Genomic DNA, 14,185 nt, shown 5'->3' with positions numbered 1-14,185 from the left:
ACCGCTTTGCGGGTGGCCCCGATAGCCGGTGTATGAGCGACGTAGCGGCCTTCGCGGACCTGCGGACCGGCGCCGACTACCAGTTCGGTGCGGGCGCGGGCGACGCGCTGTTTCCCCCGGACGAGACGCTGACGCTGCGGCGGTCGAGCGGCGGCCGCCCCCGACAGGTGATCGTCGGCGACGTGGACGACGACCCCGGCAGCCCGGAGGGCGACCGTCTCGTCTCCTACGGAACCGACGGGCGATTCACCCTCGGGGTCGCCGGCGGGCGCCGGCTCCGCGGGGCCTTTCCGGCCCCGCACCACCGAATGGTCGTCGGCGAGGAGAGCGAACCGTTCGTCCGCGAGGGGCGCAACGCGTTCGCGAAGTTCGTCACCGCGGCCGACGACGGGATCCGCCCCGGCGACGAGGTGCTCGTCGTCGACGAGGACGACGCGCTGTTCGCGGTCGGGCGGGCCGAACTCTCCGGCGCCGAGGCCGAGCAGTTCGCGAGCGGCGTCGCGGTCAAGGTGCGGAACGGCGCCGGAAGCGACTGAGCGTCGGCGAGCCGGTCGGTGGGGTGGCGGTCGTGCAGTTCCTTATAACTGGCCAGCCCAGATTCATCTGTATATTTAAATGCGGAAGAAGGGCGGTAGAGCGCCTTCGGACGCTGTCGTCGGGCTGCAGGTCGCTGCCGCCGGTCCCGCTGGTCGCTGTCGTCGGGCTGCTGGTCGCTGTCTGCGGTCCCGCTGACCGCGCCCTGCCGGTCGCCGTCGATTTTTGTGCCCGTGTGAGGTACGCCGGCCGAGTGGGGGGAACAGTGAAGTCACCGACGCGAGTCCTCCGGGTATGTCAATCGTCGAGGCGTCAGGCGCTGCCGTCGTCTTCCTGCTCATCCTCGCCGTGTTGGTCGCGTTCGTCACCGAGGTGGTCCCCAACGACGTCACCGCGATCAGCGTCGTCGCCGCCCTCGTCGTGCTCGAACCGTGGACCGGCGTCGGCGCCAGGGCGGCCATCTCCGGGTTCGCGAACCCCGCGACGGTCACCATCATGGCGATGTACATGCTCAGCGCGGGCGTCCAGAACACGGGCGTCGTCGAGCGGCTCGGCCTGTACCTCGCCGATTTCACCGGCGGGCGCGACTACCGCGCGCTCGTCGCCACCGTCTGTACGACCGGCCCCATCGCGGGGTTCGTGAACAACACGCCCGTCGTCGCCGTCTTCATCCCCATGGTTACCAGCCTCGCCGAGGAGTCCCGCGTCAGCCCCTCGAAGCTCCTGCTCCCGCTCTCGTACGCCGCCATCCTCGGCGGGACGCTCACGCTCATCGGCACGGCGACGAACATCTTGGCCAGCGACCTTGCGCGCCTCCTCATCGACGGCCGGGACGGGATCGGGATGTTCGAGTTCACGGGGCTCGGCGCCGTGTTGCTGGTCGTCGGAACCGCGTACCTGCTGACCGTCGGCTGGCGGCTCACGCCGGCCCGCGTGCCCGTCGACAGCGACCCCGTCGCGGAGTTCGACCTCGACGACTACCTCACTCACCTGTACGTCAGACCGGGGTCGCCCGCGGCCGGCCAGTCGGTCGAGGCGTTCGACGACGCGCACCCGGACGTCCGCATCCTGCAGATCCGGCGCGACGGCGGGGCGTACGCCGGCCCGCACTCCGACCGGATCATCGAGACGGGCGACGGCGTGATCGTCCACGGCCCCCTCCAGGCCGTCACCCGGTTTCGCGAGGCGGCGACGCTCGGGCGGCGGCCTCGCGAGACCGTGACCGAGGAGACGTTCGAGTCGACGGCCACCGACGGGATGCTCGCGAAGGCGGTGGTCACAGACCAGTCGCCGTTCGTCGGCGAGACCGTCGCCGAGACCGGCCTCCACGACTACCACGAGACGAGCGTGCTCGCCCTCCGTCGGGGTGGCGACCTGTTCCGGACGGAGTTCGGCGACCGCACGCTCGAGGCGGGCGACCTGCTTTTGGTTCGGACGACGCCGGCGGCCGTCCGGTACTTCACGGACACCGGCAGTCTCGTCGTCGCCGACGAGCGCGCGCTCGACCGGCTGGCCGACGCCGACATCGACGACATCGCGCCGCTGTCGCCGAAGACGCCCGTCGCGGTCGGCGTCCTCGTCGGCGTAGTCGCGCTCGCCGCCCTCGACGTCCTCCCGATCGTGATCGCGGCGCTGGCCGGCGTCGTCGCGATGGTCGTCTCCGGCTGTTTGACGACGAGCGACGCCTACGACGCCGTCTCCTGGAACGTGATCTTCCTGCTGGCGGGGGTGATCCCCCTCGGGATCGCGTTGGAGTCGACGGGCGGGGCGGCCCTCGTCTCAGAGTTCCTCGTCGCGACGGACAGCGTCCTCCCGCCGGTTGGCGTCATGTTCGTCCTGTACGCGGTCGCGGGCGTCCTCGCGAGCGTCATCACGCCGGTCGCGACCGTCGTGTTGATGATCCCGGTCGGCGTCAACGCGGCTGCACAGCTCGGTGCGAACGAGTTCGCGTTCCTGTTGACGGTGATGTTCGCGTCGGCGACGTCGTTTATGACGCCGGTCGGCTACCAGACGAACCTCATGGTGTACGGCCCCGGCGGGTACGAGTTCACCGACTTCCTGCGCGTCGGCGGCCCGCTCCAGTTGCTCCTCGCCGTCGTCGCGACAGCGGGCATCGCCGTCATCTGGGGGGTTTAAACGGCGCGGCAGGGGTGGAACGACGGGCGCCGCGGCCGGCAACGCGGACGCGGCCGGAGCGCCGGGACGAACCGGGACCGACGGGTACACAAGCGGGCCGCACCCACGACCCGGTATGGACGATATCGACGTCGAGCCGGTCGATCGCGTCGAGGACGCAGCCAGCGACGAACGCGCCGACGCCGCGGGCGCCGAGTCGGACCTCCCGACCGAAACCGACGTGACCACGCAGCTCCCGGTGGGCGTCGACGCCCCCGAATACGTGCTCTACGGCGGGAAAGGCGGCGTCGGGAAGACGACGATGGCGGCCGCGACCGGGCTGTCCTCGGCGGCCGGCGGGATCAACACGCTCGTCGTCTCCACCGACCCGGCCCACTCCCTCTCTGACACCTACGAGACGGAGATTCCGGCGGAGCCGACGCGCATCCGCGAGGACGTCCCGCTGTACGCCGCCGAGATCGACCCCGACGACGCGATGGAGGAGGGGATGTTCGGCGCCGACGGCGACCCGCTCGGCGGTATGGGCGAGATGGGTGACGCGATGGGCGGGATGATGGGCGGCGCGGGCGACGCGGACGGCCCCGGTGAGGACGAGGGGGGCCTCGGCTCGCTGCTCGGCGGGACGATGCCCGGCGCGGACGAGGCGGCCGCGATGCGCCAGCTGCTGGAGTACTTAGACGACCCGCGCTTCGACCGGGTAATCGTCGACACCGCGCCGACGGGTCACACCCTCCGGCTGCTCCAGTTACCGGAGATCATGGACTCGATGATCGGTCGCGTGATGAAGCTCCGCAACCGCTTTTCGGGGATGATGGACGGGATCAAAGGGATGTTCGGCGGCGACGACGACCCCGACCCCTCGGCCGACTTAGACGAACTCCGCGACCGGATCGAGCGGCTCCGAAACGTGTTGCGCGACCCCGCGAAGACCGACTTCCGCGTGGTAACCATCCCCGAAGAGATGAGCGTCGCCGAGTCCGAACGCCTCGTCGCGCGCCTCGACGAGTTCGGGATTCCGGTGAACACCCTCGTCGTCAACCGCGTGATGGAGGGCGTCGGCGACGTGACCGAGCCGGCGGACGGCGAGGACGCGCCGCGGATCGACCCCGACTGGATCGTCGAGCCGAACCCGGACACCTGCGAGTTCTGCGCCCGGCGGTGGGAGGTCCAGCAGGCCGCGCTGCGCCGAGCGACCGACCTGTTCCGCGGCCGCGAGGTAAAGCGGGTGCCGCTGCTCGCGAAGGAGGTTCGCGGCGAGGACGCGCTGCGGGTCGTCGCCGCCTGCCTGCGTTAGGCCCGGTCTTCGGACGTTCCAAACAGGGCCTCTCGGACGGTCTCTGCGACTCCCGAGAGGTGCGCCTGCCCGAAAATCGCCACGAGCAGCGCCCCGACCGAGTTGTACATCAGGTCCGCGACGGTGTCGTCGAGGCCGAACTGCGCGAGCGGCATCGAGATTCCCGTCTCGTCGGCGACGATGTCGAGGCCGAACTCGAAGAGCTCCCAGACCACGCCGAACGAGAGGACGACGACGAAGATGAACACGAACGCGAACCGCGAGGGGATGTAGATGTCGTCGCTGTGAAGGTCGATGGCGCGGAGCGTCGTGTACCCGGCCCCGGCGATGAGCGACGCCGACAGCGCGTGCGTGAGGTGATCCCACCAGGATATCTGCGCGTAGAACCACGCCGACCCAAGCGTGTGGAGGAAGACGGCCGACGTGATCCACACGCCCAGCCACGGGTCGAGCGGGATGTTGTAGTTGCGTTCGAGCAGCGCCGGCACGAAGGTGACGAAGAGCCCGAGCCCGCCGTTCGTGATCGCCTTCGGCTGGCCGAAGACGACGCCGTAGAGGACGATACCGACGAGCAGGACCTGCATCACTCTGGTGAGGCGACGCTGCGTGCGCAGCGACGGGCGGAGGCGGACGACCCCGCGGAGGTTCATCGGCTCACCACCCGGCGGATGGCCCGGCGGAGCCGCAGCCCGCGCCGCCGGAAGTACGCGTCGAAGAGGACCCCGGCGACGAGCCCGGCCAGCGTCACGTAGAGCCACTCGATCATCAGCGCCTCGTTCGTCGTCAGGAAGGCGGTGTCGAGCAGGCGGTCGGCGTTCCATCGGAGGATCGTCCACGCGGCCGCCGTCGCCATCGTCGTCAACACGACGAAAAGTACCGCGAACCAGTGCGTGACTCGCAGCGAGGTGAACATGTGGAGTTCGACGGTGACGATGAGCGCGAACGCGGCGATCGCGAGGTACGTCGCGAACGTCCCCAACTCCCCGCCGAGAAGCGTCCGCACGAGTATCGGCAGCAGCGCGAGCCCGAGGACCTCCCACGGGAGCATCACCTGCGGGTTCCGCGCGGCGACCGCCGGTGCGACCACGACGGCGGCGACGGCGGCGACGAGGACCATCGGAAGGATGTCGAGACCCAGCAGGCTCTCGACGAACACGCCGGCGAGGACGGCGACCATCGACCACGCGATCACCGCGTTGGTCCGCCCGCTGCGGAACAGCCGCGCCAACCGGTCCTCGATGGCGTCTCCCTCCGGGAGGTCGGGGTCGGGAGCGGCCGGATCGGCGTCGTCACCGGACTCACGCTCCGGGGGATCCGCCGCGGATCGGTCGGTGTTCATACCACTACCAGGCCGTCGCCGGCTAAATGGGTTGTCTCCGCGACTCGGCGAACGGACGCGCTTTTATCCGTCACGCTCCTCCGTGGAGTATGAACTGTCGGCGGTGTGGGACCCCGCTTCGCAAGCCCGGAGACTACTGTCTCACGTGTAACACCGCCAACGCCGACGCGGTCGTCGTCGAGTTCGGCGAGCGCCGCGCGCGGCTGACGATGCTCGACGACGAGGAGGTCGTCGGCGAGACGACCGTGACGACTCGCCCCGAGACCGACGAGCAGCTCACCGAGATACAGCTCCGCAACTTCGCCGGGCGCGTCGCCGACGAGATCCGCCGAAAGCGACCGGACACCGTCTACGCCGCCGGCGACCGAGAGCCGCTCCGCGAGACGCGCGCGCAGGTCCACCACGAGTTCTACCGCGTTCCCGACGCGGGCGTCGACGGGGAGTCTGCCGACGACGAACACGCGAGCCCCGTCGTCGCGTGGGTCCTCGACCGTCGCGGCGACCGCGCGTTGGAGGTGATCGAGACGCCGCCGAGAGAGAAGATCGGCGGGTCCCACTCGACGCTCATCGGCGACCGAAAGGGTCGAAAGGCGGTCAGCACGGTCGCGAACCACCCGCACGTAAAGAAGATCGTCCCCGGTCCGATAGACGCCGGCGGCACCGGGTCGCGGACGGGGCTGCGCGCGAAGGCCACGCGCGCCGGGACGAACGGGAACGTGCGGCTGCTCTTGCGAGACGGCTCCAGCGTTCAGGAGAACCGCATCGTCACCACCGCGATGGACCGCGAGACCGGCGAGCGCGTCCGCGAGGACCTCAACGAGGCGCTGCGCGAGGCGGAGCTCCAAGACGAGTAACCCGGTCGTCGACGGCCGTTCACGGCTCACACATCGCCGTCTCCCGGTAGGTATTTCAGCCGGCGTCCGCGATCGTTTATAAATGCTGAGCGACGTGATGGAGGACTATTTAAAAGCAATATACGTCCTCCAGTCCGAACAGGACCCGCCGGTTTCGACCTCGGCGATCGCGGAGTACCTCGATAAGACCGCGCCCTCGGTCACGGACATGCTGGGCAAGTTAGAGGAGCGCGGGCTCGTCGAGCGCGAGCCGTACCGCGGGGTGGAGTTGACGGCGGACGGCGAGGCCGTCGCGTTGGAGATCGTCCGCCACCACCGGCTGTTGGAGGCGTTTCTCGCCGAGCGGCTCGACTACGACTGGAGCGAGGTCCACGACGAGGCGGACGCCCTAGAACACCACATCTCCGAGGCGTTCGAGCGCCGCGTGGCGGAGGCGCTCGGCGACCCCACCGTCGACCCCCACGGCGACCCGATCCCCGGCGCGGACCTCGAACCCGTCGACGAGGGGACCGGCGCGCGCCTCGCGGACCGGACCGAGGGCGACCGCGTGGTCGTCAGTCGCGTCTCCGACCGCGACGAGGACGAACTCGCGTACCTCGCCGACGCCGGGATCACGCCGGGAACGAAAATCGAGGTCACCGACGTCGCCCCGTTCGGGATGGTGACGGTGACGACGCCGACCGGCGAGCAGAGCCTCCCGGCGGAGATCGCCCGGTCGATCCGGGTCGAAGACGCCGACTGATCGGCGCGTGGCGCCTCGCGCGGACGGCCCTCATCGACTGCGCACCCACCAACGCACGGCACCCACAATCGTACATCGATGCGGGTTCGTCGGCCGTGACGCCCACGGTTTGTTCGCGAGTTTTTTCACGAAACCAACCCTCTGTTCCCGTGTGACTCTGCTCGTAACGCTGGGTGCCGGCGTCGTCTTCGGGCTGGCGCTCGCGGCCCCGCCGGGACCGATGAACGCCGTGATCGCCGAGGAGTCGGTGTTGCGTGGCCGACTCGCCGGCTTCCGGGCCGGGCTCGGCGCCGCGACCGCCGACGCGATATTCTTCGTCCTCGCGTACCTCGGCGTCGTCGCGGTCGTGGAGGCGTTCCCCCTCCTCCGCGGCGCGATGATCGCGGTCGGCGGCGTCCTCATGCTGTACTTCGCCGTCGGCGCGGTCCGCGGCGCGCGGGCGTCGTTCCGGCCGACCGCCGGCGACGAGCCGCTCGTCTCTGAGGGGAAGGGGTTCCAGAAGGCGCTGGTGCTCGCGCTGACGAACCCCTATCAGGTCCTCTTCTGGCTGACGGTCGGGGTCGGGCTCCTCCGACCCGGCCAGCTCGACGTCCTCGCCAGGCTCCCCGTCGTCGGCGACGACCTCGCGGGGACGCTCGTGGTCGCCACCGGATCCCCGGCGCTCATCGGCGGCTTCTTCCTCGGCGTGTTGACGTGGATCGTCGGGTTCCCGACGGGGCTCGTCGCGGCCGAGCGCCGGATCGAGACGTTCGCGCCGTTCGTCGCGGTCGGCTCCGCCGTCGTCCTCGCCGGGTTCGGCGTCTACTTCCTGTACGACGCCGCGACGACGCTCGCGGCGCTTGGGGTCTGACGCTCGGCGGCGACGCGGCGACGGTCGCGTCGGGCTACGCACCGCCGGCATGGACAACGGCTTTCACGCCCGCGGACGACCGGCCGGTATGTTCGAGAAGACCACGTGGATCAAGCTCCCGCGAAACGTGCTCGTGGGACACGGCGTCCTCGACGACCTCGGGGAAGCGGTCGGCGAACTCTACCTCACCGGGCGGCCGCTCATCGTCACCAGCCCGACGCCGAACGACATCGCCGGCGACCGCGTCCGGGCGCAGTTCGACGACCCCGCCACCGCCGTCGTCGAGGAGGCCTCCTTCGACGCGGTCGAGGACCTGAAAGCGACCGCGGAGGCGGTCGACCCCGGCTACCTGATCGCCCTCGGCGGCGGGAAACCGATCGACATCGCGAAGATGGCGGCCGACCACCTCGGCGTCGGCTTCGTCTCCGTCCCGACGGTCGCCTCGCACGACGGGATCGTCTCGGGGCGCTCGTCGATCCCCGAAGGCGACACGCGCCACTCGGTCGCGGCCGACCCGCCGCTCGCGGTCGTCGCGGACACGACGCTGATCGCGGACGCCCCGTGGCGGCTCACCACCGCGGGCTGTGCGGACATCATCTCGAACTACACCGCGGTGAGAGACTGGCGGCTCGCCCGTCGGCTGCGAAACGTCGAGTACAGCGAGTACGCCGGAGCGCTCTCGGAGATGACCGCGGAGCTGCTCGTCGAGAACGCCGACATGATCCGCCCCGGCTTAGAGGAGTCGGCGTGGGTGGTCGTGAAGGCGCTCGTCTCCTCCGGCGTGGCGATGTCGATCGCCGGGTCGTCTCGGCCCGCTTCCGGCGCGGAGCACCTCATCTCACACCAGCTCGACCGGATCGCGCCGGGGAAGGCGCTCCACGGCCACCAGGTCGGCGTCGCCTCGATCCTGACCGAGTACCTCCACAGCGGCGAGAACGGGGAGTGGGCCGCGATCCGCGACGCGCTCGCCGAACTCGACGCGCCGACGACCGCCGCCGAACTCGGCATCGACGACGCGGAGCTGCTCGCCGCGCTCACGAGCGCCCACGAGATCCGCGACCGATACACGATCTTACAGGGCGGCATAAACGAGGAGGCGGCCATCGAGGTCGCGACCGCGACGGGCGTCATCGAGCGATAGCGCGGACACGACCTCGATTGCACCCCGGCGACGACCCGCGTGCTCCCCGAGCCTCGAAAGCGAAATAACCGTCCCGCGACAAGCGTTCGTATGTCCACCGCCAGCGTTCGCGACCGGGCTAAGGGTCGGGCCGGCGCGATCACCGTACTCCTCACGATCATCGGCTACGGCGCCGTCGGCGGCGTGTTCCTCGTGCCGCAGTTTCAGGCGCTCTTCCCGGACCTGACGCGGGACACCGTCGACCTCCTCGCGCACGCCATCGCGGCCGTCAACTCCGTCACGATACTCACGCTCTCGCTCGGGTGGTACTGGATCCGAAACAACGAGGTGAAGAAACACGCGGCCGCGATGACGACCTCCTTTACCCTCATCCTCGTGTTCTTGGGGATGTACCTCCCGAAGGTCGCCGGCGGCGGAACGCGGGAGTTCGTCCTGGAGTCGTCGTACGGCTGGGTCCCCCTGTGGGACTGGGTCTACCCGGCGTACCTGCTGATGCTCGCGATCCACATCATCCTCTCCGTGGTCTCCGTCCCGGTCGTCCTCTACGCCATCGTCCTCGGGCTCACGCACACCGAGTCGGAACTGCGCAACGAGACGCCGCACCGCCGCGTCGGCCGGATCGCCGCGAGCGCGTGGCTCCTCTCGCTGGTGCTCGGCGTCGTCACGTACCTCATGTTGAACCACGCGTACAGTTCGACGTTCGCGGCCGCCGAGGCCGCGACGCTCCTGCTCCCGCTCGGGAGCGGCGTATAATCCCCGGCCCCGCCGGCCGCCACCGAAACCCTTGACTCGCCGCCGCCGAACCGACACCCCATGACCGACTGGATCGGTGAGACGTTCACCAGCGACGCCGGATGGGACCACCTCGAAGCGCTCGTCGACGTCGGCGACCGGATGGCGGGGTCCGAGGGCGAGCGCGCCGGTCTCGAACTGACCCGCGACGCGCTGGCAGACGCGGGCGCGCGCGACGCCCGGATCGAGGAGTTCGAGATCCAGGGCTGGACGCGCGGCGACAGCGAGATCCGGCGGGGCGACGAGGTCCTCGCCGCCGGAGGGAACGCCTGTATCGCGCTCCCCCGAAGCCCGAGCGACGAGGCGACCGGCGAGTTCGTCGACCTGGGGTACGGCGTCCCCGAGGACTTCGAGCGCGACCTGACCGGAGCGGTCGTGATGGTGTCGTCCGACACGCCCGACTCGGTCGACCGCTTCATCCACCGCCGAGAGAAGTACTACCACGCGGTGGAGGCGGGCGCCGCGGCGTTCGTCTTCGCGAACCACGTCGAGGGAACCCTGCCGCCGACCGGAAGCGTCGGCACCGAAGACGCGCCGATAGGCGAAATTCCGGCGGTCGGCGTCTCCAAGGAGACCGGCGCGCGCCTCGCGCGTCGTTACGAGGGCGAAGAGGTGACCGTCGCCGTCGACTGTGAGACTCCGGACGCGACGAGCGGGAACGTGGTCGCCGACGTCGGCCCCGACACGGACGAGTACGTCGTCGTCTCCTCGCACGTCGACGCCCACGATCTGGCAGAGGGGGCGATGGACAACGGCGCCGGCACCGCGACGGTCGTCGAAATCGCCACGGCGCTCGCCGCCCGCGAGGGCGACCTCGACACGAGAGTTCGGTTCGTCGGCTTCGGCGCCGAGGAGGTGGGGCTGGTCGGCTCCGGGCGCTTCGCCGAGGGCGTCGATCCGGATCGGGTCAAGGCCGTCGTCAACGTCGACAGCAACGTGTTCGGTCGCACGCTCAGGCTCGACCACCACGGGTTCGACGCGTTGGAGGCCGCCGGCGAGCGCGTGAGCGAGCGGTTCGACCACCCGATCGCGCTCGCCGGCGCGCAGGTTCCTCACAGCGACCACTGGTCGTTCGTCCAGCGCGGGATCCCCGGCTACATGGTCTCCGGCGAGACGGCGGGGCGCGGGCGGGGGTGGGGACACACCGGCGCCGACACGATCGACAAACTGGAGTCGCGGACCCTCCGCGAGCAGGCGATCCTCCTGACGGCGCTCGTCGTCGACCTCGCCGGCGACGACGTGTCGACGGAACGCCGGCCGACGGCCGATATCGCGGCCGCACTCGAACGGGAGGGGAAGGCCACGGGGATGAAGATCACCGGCGACTGGCCGTTCTAGGGGAGTCGGCCTGTCGCGAACCGGGAGGTTTTCACGCTCGCCGGTCGCACCGTCGGACATGGAAGCGTCGGAACGCCGCGTCGCCGTCGTCGGTGACGACGGGCGCGCGTCGACCCTTCGGGACGCGGTCGAGGGCGCCGGAGCCGACCTCACGGACCTCGCGAGCGCGAGCGACGCGGCCGAGGCGCCCATCGTCGTCGCGCTCGGCGACGAGGCGATCCGCGACGCCGCCGTCTCGGCGCCCGACGGGACGGTGATTCCGGTCGGCGACCGGCGGCTCGCGTTCGATCGCGACGGCGCGGTCGCGGCCCTCCGGGAACTGCTCGACGCGGCGGCGGCCGGCGAACGCGTCGCGCGCGTCGAACACCCGGTGATGGCGGTCACGGACGGCACGGCCCCGCCGGCGAAAGCGCTGTTCGACGTGGCGCTCGTCACCAGCGAGCCGGCTCGGATCTCGGAGTTCGCCGTCGAGTTCACCGAGCGACAGACCGAGTCGGTCCGCGCCGACGGCGTCGTCGTCGCGACGCCGCTCGGCAGCGACGGCTACGCGAACGCCGTCGGCGGACCGATCGTCGAGCCGGGTGGCGGGTTCCCGGTCGCGCCGATCGCTCCCTTCAGCACGCGGACGGACACGTGGGTGACGCCCGACCGGGTTCGGCTCACGGTCGAGCGCGAGGGCGAACCGGTCGCGATCGTCGTCGACGGGGAGCGGCGCTCCGTGGTCGCGCCGCACCGACCGGTCGCGATCGAACCCGTCGATCGGGTCGCGTTCGCGGCACCCGTGGCGGCTCGCGAGCGCGCCGATCGGAAACACTCTAATAACTCGTAACCGGATGGATCGGTATGGACCCACTGCAGTTCCTCGTTCCGCTCGGCTGGCTGTCCGAAGTCGGGCCGATGCTGCCATACGCGCTGCTCGTGATGGCGGTCGCGAACCTCGCGACCAGACACATCGCGCACCGGCGCCACGTCGAGCAGGGAACGGACGGAGAGAGCGTCGAGCCGTACACGCCTCACGCGTTCACGAACATCGGGCTGGTGCTCCTGTCGTTTCTGTTCACCCTCGATGCCCCGGTCAGCGGCGTGATCGTGGCGGTGATCGTGATCACCATGCTGATCGCCGACCTGTTCGAGCTGGAAGCGCGTAACGTCGAAGCGCGCAACGACATGCCGATCGAGGCGCCGAAGAGTTCGATCGCCGCCTCGCTCGTGTTGATGGTGTTCGTCGGCTACTACTCGCTTTTCTTCCTCGTCTCGGGGATCTGGAACCAGTTCGTCGTCGCGTGAGGTGAGCCGCCCGGCGAACCGGGTTCCCGCTTGAATATCGATCGCGAAACCGAGCGCCGCCCGTCGTCGACGCGGCGCCGCCGTGTGCATTTTTAACTAGTGCGTATGTGAGCCTGTGCGCCGTCGTCGAGACGGGACACAGACCGGAGCGCGCGATGACGGCCGATGCGCTCGCGAGTTCCGAAGGCGACGGCGCACCGGCAATCCAGCAGTCGCGAACGGCTAGCGGGCGCGTCGTCTATCCGAGCCGATAAGACGGAGCGAGCGCAGACCGCAACACGCGAAGCGGCGTCGTCGCTCAGCGGGGAAGGAAGGCAGAGGAGAGAGGCGACGTTAGTTCGCGGTTTCTGCGTCGTCGTCGAGCATGTCGCGAAGCTCGCGACTCGCCGGGATGAGCACCCAGAACGTGAGTGCGCCGAGGATCATGATCCAGAACGACGCGTCGCCGGCGATCAGACCGATCTCTCCGTACGCCGTGTTGACTCCCTCGGCCGGGTTAACGAGCTGAACGATCTCGTAGTACGAGGGCGTCCGGTACCAGCCGCCGAAGGTGAGCCATCCGAGACCGCCGAGCGTGAACAGGGTGAACCCCTTCATGAACTCGTCTGCCATTACCTTACTGTTCGCTGGAGTCACCTTGAGCCTTTCCCATCCCTTGCCCGCGGAACCGCGTCCCGAGAACGTACACCGTCGTTCCGGCGACGAGGAACGCGATCCCGGTGATCACGAGGGTCGCGACCAGCAGGTCGTTCGACGGGAACAGCCCGGCGCTGTTGAGCAGGTAGACGATGGCCGTCCGCACGAAGCTGATCTGCAGCGTCGCGGCGTCGATCAGCGTGAAACCGATCAGGTAGGCGACGACCGCGGCGAGCGTCGAGAAGACGGTAACGGCCTTATAAAGCCGGAAGGGGACGACGACCTCCCGACCGTCGGGACCGACACGCGGCCCGGTCGGTTCGTCTCGCGGGTCTTCTTGATCGGCTTTCGCGACCGGATCTCCGGTCTCGTCGAACGCCTGCGTGTCGTTGGTGTCTGGTGATGGTGACATCGGGAAACGGGTACCGCAAAATCGGTGGTCGGTCGCCTTACTTCGGGGGCCGCAGCATGTAGTACCGGCGGTTCAGGTCGTACATGTATCCTTCACGCATGGTCTTCAACACCGCGTAGGTGAGGATGCCGCCGAGGACGGGCAGCATGAACGTGAGGGTGAGCAGCAGGTCGAGCGAGATCGGGAAGAAGTTCTGGATCGCCAGCGCCGCGAGCGTAAACGCCAGGATGACGCCCGTCACGCCGACGGCGGCCCAGAACGGCTGCTCGACGGGACGGCGCGCGCTCCCCTTGTTGAGGAACGGCACGAGCCCGATGATCCCGAAGATGATCCCGTGAGCGACGATGCCGAGCAGCTCGTTCGACATCACGATGTTGCCGCCGAGAACGGCGAGCTGGGGGTTGAGCGGGTTCAGCTTCAGCAGCCCGAACGACCAGTAGAGGTACCAGTCGGGGAGGATGATGGCGGGCGTCGCGCCGGGGTTGGCGGGCTCACCGAAGTGAGCCGGCATCAGCGCCGCGACCAGGATCATGATCCCGACGAAGAAGCTCGTGATAGCGAAGTTCCGGAGCGTCTCGTGGGGCCAGGTCGGGAACCCGAGGACGTCGCGCTCGACGTACGTCGACTCGGCGCGTAAGTCCTCGTCCTCGCGGCGCGACCGCTCGAAGTACTGGTACGTGAGCTGTGCGAGCCCCTGAGAGTGCTCTTTACGCTCCGTCCAGGTCGGCGTCTCGTCGTCCGGCGGCACGGCGGCGGGCGGGCCGCCGTCCGTCCGCGCGTCCGCGTCGGTGCCTCCGTCCGTCATGGGAGTGGTGTCGTCAGTCATTGGA

At 69.5% G+C, this 14,185-nt stretch carries 16 protein-coding genes; 11 read left to right on the top strand and 5 right to left on the bottom strand.

The window, feature by feature from the left end:
* The first annotated feature begins 32 nt into the window (after window positions 1-32).
* The 3 genes from DOS48_RS17050 (at window position 33) to DOS48_RS17040 (ending at window position 3,964) form a co-directional block, all read left to right on the top strand.
* Window positions 33-536 (top strand): PUA domain-containing protein, encoded by a 504-nt coding sequence (locus DOS48_RS17050; protein WP_127116893.1) that lies wholly within the window; start codon window positions 33-35, stop codon window positions 534-536.
* 292 nt (window positions 537-828) lie between these two features.
* Window positions 829-2,670 carry an SLC13 family permease gene (locus DOS48_RS17045; protein ID WP_127116892.1) on the top strand — a complete coding sequence of 614 codons (1,842 nt, stop codon included), beginning with the start codon at window positions 829-831 and terminating at the stop codon, window positions 2,668-2,670.
* 115 nt (window positions 2,671-2,785) lie between these two features.
* Window positions 2,786-3,964: a TRC40/GET3/ArsA family transport-energizing ATPase gene (locus tag DOS48_RS17040; RefSeq protein WP_127116891.1), complete on the top strand. Its 1,179-nt coding sequence runs from the start codon at window positions 2,786-2,788 to the stop codon at window positions 3,962-3,964.
* Here DOS48_RS17040 and DOS48_RS17035 read toward each other — a convergent pair.
* Together DOS48_RS17035 and DOS48_RS17030 are read right to left on the bottom strand one after the other, a co-directional pair.
* A complete protein-coding gene (locus tag DOS48_RS17035; protein ID WP_394353605.1) occupies window positions 3,961-4,548 on the bottom strand; it encodes a hypothetical protein in 588 nt (195 codons plus the stop codon). The genes DOS48_RS17040 and DOS48_RS17035 overlap by 4 nt on opposite strands.
* Window positions 4,549-4,610: 62 nt before the next feature.
* Window positions 4,611-5,303 carry a hypothetical protein gene (locus DOS48_RS17030; protein ID WP_193310039.1) on the bottom strand — a complete coding sequence of 231 codons (693 nt, stop codon included), beginning with the start codon at window positions 5,301-5,303 and terminating at the stop codon, window positions 4,611-4,613.
* Window positions 5,304-5,392: 89 nt separating this feature from the next.
* Here DOS48_RS17030 and DOS48_RS17025 point away from each other — a divergent pair, with 89 nt between their 5' ends.
* The 8 genes from DOS48_RS17025 (at window position 5,393) to DOS48_RS16990 (ending at window position 12,307) form a co-directional block, all read left to right on the top strand.
* Complete coding sequence (locus DOS48_RS17025; protein WP_127116889.1) at window positions 5,393-6,157, top strand: DUF2103 domain-containing protein; 765 nt, start codon at window positions 5,393-5,395, stop codon at window positions 6,155-6,157.
* Between the two features lie 82 nt (window positions 6,158-6,239).
* Window positions 6,240-6,899: a metal-dependent transcriptional regulator gene (locus DOS48_RS17020; protein ID WP_127116888.1), complete on the top strand. Its 660-nt coding sequence runs from the start codon at window positions 6,240-6,242 to the stop codon at window positions 6,897-6,899.
* A 151-nt stretch (window positions 6,900-7,050) separates the two neighbouring features.
* On the top strand, window positions 7,051-7,749 hold the full coding sequence (locus tag DOS48_RS17015; RefSeq protein ID WP_127116887.1) for a LysE family translocator: 699 nt from the start codon (window positions 7,051-7,053) through the stop codon (window positions 7,747-7,749).
* Between the two features lie 88 nt (window positions 7,750-7,837).
* Complete coding sequence (locus DOS48_RS17010) at window positions 7,838-8,890, top strand: NAD(P)-dependent glycerol-1-phosphate dehydrogenase (RefSeq protein ID WP_127116886.1); 1,053 nt, start codon at window positions 7,838-7,840, stop codon at window positions 8,888-8,890.
* 90 nt (window positions 8,891-8,980) lie between these two features.
* Window positions 8,981-9,643 carry a DUF420 domain-containing protein gene (locus tag DOS48_RS17005; RefSeq protein ID WP_127116885.1) on the top strand — a complete coding sequence of 221 codons (663 nt, stop codon included), beginning with the start codon at window positions 8,981-8,983 and terminating at the stop codon, window positions 9,641-9,643.
* A gap of 60 nt (window positions 9,644-9,703) precedes the next feature.
* On the top strand, window positions 9,704-11,020 hold the full coding sequence (locus tag DOS48_RS17000; protein ID WP_127116884.1) for a M28 family peptidase: 1,317 nt from the start codon (window positions 9,704-9,706) through the stop codon (window positions 11,018-11,020).
* Between the two features lie 58 nt (window positions 11,021-11,078).
* Window positions 11,079-11,849 carry an NAD(+)/NADH kinase gene (locus DOS48_RS16995; RefSeq protein WP_127116883.1) on the top strand — a complete coding sequence of 257 codons (771 nt, stop codon included), beginning with the start codon at window positions 11,079-11,081 and terminating at the stop codon, window positions 11,847-11,849.
* A gap of 14 nt (window positions 11,850-11,863) precedes the next feature.
* On the top strand, window positions 11,864-12,307 hold the full coding sequence (locus tag DOS48_RS16990; protein ID WP_127116882.1) for a hypothetical protein: 444 nt from the start codon (window positions 11,864-11,866) through the stop codon (window positions 12,305-12,307).
* A gap of 333 nt (window positions 12,308-12,640) precedes the next feature.
* Here DOS48_RS16990 and DOS48_RS16985 read toward each other — a convergent pair whose 3' ends face one another.
* From DOS48_RS16985 to DOS48_RS16975, 3 genes are read right to left on the bottom strand one after another with little or no spacing between them, the layout of a single operon-like run.
* The gene (locus tag DOS48_RS16985) at window positions 12,641-12,919 is read right to left on the bottom strand and encodes a hypothetical protein (RefSeq protein WP_127116881.1); all 279 of its coding nucleotides are present in this window, start codon (window positions 12,917-12,919) and stop codon (window positions 12,641-12,643) included.
* A gap of 4 nt (window positions 12,920-12,923) precedes the next feature.
* Window positions 12,924-13,355 (bottom strand): hypothetical protein, encoded by a 432-nt coding sequence (locus tag DOS48_RS16980; protein WP_127116880.1) that lies wholly within the window; start codon window positions 13,353-13,355, stop codon window positions 12,924-12,926.
* A gap of 37 nt (window positions 13,356-13,392) precedes the next feature.
* Complete coding sequence (locus DOS48_RS16975) at window positions 13,393-14,181, bottom strand: cytochrome bc complex cytochrome b subunit (RefSeq protein WP_127116879.1); 789 nt, start codon at window positions 14,179-14,181, stop codon at window positions 13,393-13,395.
* Window positions 14,182-14,185 lie beyond the last annotated feature (4 nt).

The organism is Halorubrum sp. PV6, assembly GCF_003990725.2.
Classification (GTDB): domain Archaea; phylum Halobacteriota; class Halobacteria; order Halobacteriales; family Haloferacaceae; genus Halorubrum.
The sequence above is the reverse complement of the archived record's forward strand: the minus strand, read 5'-3'. Positions and strand labels throughout refer to the sequence as shown.

Bases quoted from the DNA above. Each gene is read 5' to 3' on its own strand.
- DOS48_RS17010 (WP_127116886.1), top strand. From the start codon at position 7,838: ATGTTCGAGAAGACCACGTGGATCAAGCTCCCGCGAAACGTGCTCGTG.
- DOS48_RS17045 (WP_127116892.1), top strand. From the start codon at position 829: ATGTCAATCGTCGAGGCGTCAGGCGCTGCCGTCGTCTTCCTGCTCATC.
- DOS48_RS17020 (WP_127116888.1), top strand. From the start codon at position 6,240: ATGCTGAGCGACGTGATGGAGGACTATTTAAAAGCAATATACGTCCTC.
- DOS48_RS17000 (WP_127116884.1), top strand. From the start codon at position 9,704: ATGACCGACTGGATCGGTGAGACGTTCACCAGCGACGCCGGATGGGAC.
- DOS48_RS17040 (WP_127116891.1), top strand. From the start codon at position 2,786: ATGGACGATATCGACGTCGAGCCGGTCGATCGCGTCGAGGACGCAGCC.
- DOS48_RS17050 (WP_127116893.1), top strand. From the start codon at position 33: ATGAGCGACGTAGCGGCCTTCGCGGACCTGCGGACCGGCGCCGACTAC.
- DOS48_RS16980 (WP_127116880.1), bottom strand. From the start codon at position 13,355: ATGTCACCATCACCAGACACCAACGACACGCAGGCGTTCGACGAGACC.
- DOS48_RS17035 (WP_394353605.1), bottom strand. From the start codon at position 4,548: ATGCAGGTCCTGCTCGTCGGTATCGTCCTCTACGGCGTCGTCTTCGGC.
- DOS48_RS17005 (WP_127116885.1), top strand. From the start codon at position 8,981: ATGTCCACCGCCAGCGTTCGCGACCGGGCTAAGGGTCGGGCCGGCGCG.
- DOS48_RS17030 (WP_193310039.1), bottom strand. From the start codon at position 5,303: ATGAACACCGACCGATCCGCGGCGGATCCCCCGGAGCGTGAGTCCGGT.
- DOS48_RS16985 (WP_127116881.1), bottom strand. From the start codon at position 12,919: ATGGCAGACGAGTTCATGAAGGGGTTCACCCTGTTCACGCTCGGCGGT.
- DOS48_RS16995 (WP_127116883.1), top strand. From the start codon at position 11,079: ATGGAAGCGTCGGAACGCCGCGTCGCCGTCGTCGGTGACGACGGGCGC.
- DOS48_RS16975 (WP_127116879.1), bottom strand. From the start codon at position 14,181: ATGACTGACGACACCACTCCCATGACGGACGGAGGCACCGACGCGGAC.
- DOS48_RS16990 (WP_127116882.1), top strand. From the start codon at position 11,864: ATGGACCCACTGCAGTTCCTCGTTCCGCTCGGCTGGCTGTCCGAAGTC.
- DOS48_RS17025 (WP_127116889.1), top strand. From the start codon at position 5,393: ATGAACTGTCGGCGGTGTGGGACCCCGCTTCGCAAGCCCGGAGACTAC.